Raw genomic sequence first — 1,459 nt, 5'->3', positions numbered from 1 at the left:
GGCTTTGAGGATGCGACGCGATGGAATTCGCGATGTGCGAAGCTTAAGTGCGGTCCGGAGCAGCACAACGTCCCGGAAGCTGAAGCGCAGGTGGTTGCGTGCGGTGCACGATGGCTGCACAAACCCGACGTCGATGAGACTTCTGAGTACGCGGCGCGAGACGCCCAGAAGCGCCTGCACGTCCCTGAACGAAAATGTCTGCACGGCGGGCCTGCCCGTCACCGCCGCGCACGGGTTTTCGCAGGCGCTGCCGCCGGCTCAGTCGCTTTCTCCGCCCGTTTCACTGTTTTACGCGGCTTCGCGAGCAGTTCCTGCACTGGCGCGGGGGACGTCTTGGCGCGCGGGGGAGAAGGGCTCCGTTTCGCGTTCCTCGCGAGACTGGCACGAAGGGCTTCCATCAGGTCGATGACCTGTCCGCTGTCGGCGGCCGACTCTTCCTGGGGCGTCACGATCTGCTTGCCCGCGATCTTTGCGTCGATCGCTTCGAGCACGCGTTTTTTCTCCTTGTCCTCGTACTGGCTCGGGTCGTAGCTATCGGCTTCCGCCTGTTCAATGATCTTCAGCGCGAGCTGCAGTTCTTTGTCCGTGACCGGCGCCTCCTCAACGTTGAGGTCTTTCAGCGACCGGACGGCGTCGCCCCAGAGGAGTTGCTGGAAAACGAGCCCGTCGTTCGTTGCGCGGACTTGAACCATGTGCGTTTTGCCTTTCCAGTTCCAGCTTGCAAGTGAACAGCGCGAGCTTTCGAGAAGCGCACGTTTCAGCAGGCTGTAGGGCTTGCCGCCGCGCTTGTCCGGCGCGATGAAATAGGCCTTGTCGTAGAACACCGGGTCAATGGATCTGTCGGGAAGGAACGCCAGTATCTCGACGATGTGGCTGGGGCTCTCCTTCAGCGCCTTCAACTCGTCCTTTGTGAACACCACGAACCTGTCCTTCTCAAATTCATAGCCCTTCTGCATGTCGGCGCGCTCGACGACTTCTCCAGTCGCCTTGGACACATACTGCTGCTGCACCCGCGAGCCGTGCGGGCCGAGCAGGTTAAAGGTGATATTTTCCGACGCGTTCGTCGCGGAATACAGCCGCACAGGAATAGACACGAGGCCGAATGAGAGGGACAACGATGCAATCGAGCGGGCAGGCATTTGCGTCTCCCGATAGACAGAATAGCGGCGTTTGGCGTTCGCTTACGCCGTTGCGGAGCGTGCGCTGCAGTTGGCGGCTCGCCGCGCCGGCGACTAGCGCAGCAACGAGCAGTATGCGTACCCACTGCGCAGGCTCAGCACTTCCTTCGGCGACGGAGACGCCACGAAAAAGGAGGTCGTATGGCTGAACAGCATAAACCCGGCGAGACCGTGAAGACATCCGGGATTTACAAGGTAGTGAAGGAGGGCGGAGGCGGCCCGGAATTCGAGGTCACCTGCGTCGAAGGCGAGCATTTTCCTCCAACCCGTTCAGGCAAGGG

At 61.1% G+C, this 1,459-nt stretch carries 2 protein-coding genes; both read right to left on the bottom strand.

The window, feature by feature from the left end; all coding sequences use genetic code 11:
• Nucleotides 1-204: MerR family transcriptional regulator (locus F759_RS41895; protein ID WP_244439008.1), on the bottom strand; the 204-nt coding region annotated here is incomplete at its 3' end.
• Nucleotides 205-218: 14 nt separating this feature from the next.
• A complete protein-coding gene (gene ku, locus F759_RS0135550; RefSeq protein WP_027803923.1) occupies nucleotides 219-1,139 on the bottom strand; it encodes a non-homologous end joining protein Ku in 921 nt (306 codons plus the stop codon).
• Nucleotides 1,140-1,459: the final 320 nt, after the last annotated feature.

Source organism: Paraburkholderia dilworthii (assembly GCF_000472525.1).
GTDB classification, from domain to species: Bacteria; Pseudomonadota; Gammaproteobacteria; order Burkholderiales; family Burkholderiaceae; genus Paraburkholderia; species Paraburkholderia dilworthii.
Note: the sequence above shows the minus strand (reverse complement) of the source record. Positions and strands in the feature narration are given on the sequence as shown.

Bases quoted from the DNA above. Each gene is read 5' to 3' on its own strand.
- ku (WP_027803923.1), bottom strand. From the start codon at position 1,139: ATGCCTGCCCGCTCGATTGCATCGTTGTCCCTCTCATTCGGCCTCGTG.